Here is a 738-nt window from a genome sequence, read left to right on the forward strand (position 1 = left end):
AAGCCGGCAACTAGCAAGTAGTGAATGCGTTCTAACAAACTATACGAAATTACCCAAGCGGTTTTCGGCTTATCGCCATGCAATCCCTTTACGACTGTCGCATTATCAAAGTGACGAAATATAGTGAGTGCTGCGTTCGGGTTATGCGCTTCATGCCCATCGATATTGCTTGTCAGACTTTTGCCACTCCAGAGCATATCGAGTGACAACTCAGCAACACCATCAGAAAAACTGTTGATGTAGTTGAGTTTATCAGTCAAATGCTTCTCTTGAAGCGCAGCGTATTTGGTCCATATTTTAAATGGTGAGGCTGTACTTCGATCTTCAGCAGGTAAGCGAAGGTTGCCCGCATAACTTTCAGCACGTGCTGGCTGATACAGCATAGTAGGAATGTCAGGGTCGACAAAAAATACCCAGAAATGATCTTCGATCACATTCAAGGCCACTTGCCCACGACATACGGGCCCCTTGATGTAACCCATTATCGTGAATTCAGCTTCTTGTAACATGAATTTATACCGCGCTGAAGCCGGAAGCTCTTTAAACGTAATAAATGGATTCGATGCACTCTTAGCATCATAGCCAGGCAATTTAGTCACTTCATAGTCGGCATTCAAAAACCACTCACGCCAAACCTTCATGCGCGCATCATTGAACTTATAAGGCATGTGGGTTTTATCGACGATCGTTCTGCGTACGGGCTTTAATCGGTAATAGAAGTTTGTTGTATTAGGATCA

At 44.0% G+C, this 738-nt stretch carries 1 protein-coding gene; it reads right to left on the reverse strand.

The window, feature by feature from the left end:
* A partial coding sequence (locus A3739_RS06755) for a fatty acid cis/trans isomerase (protein ID WP_197472140.1) occupies positions 1–738 on the reverse strand: 738 nt, incomplete at both ends.

Source organism: Oleiphilus sp. HI0067 (assembly GCF_001635735.1).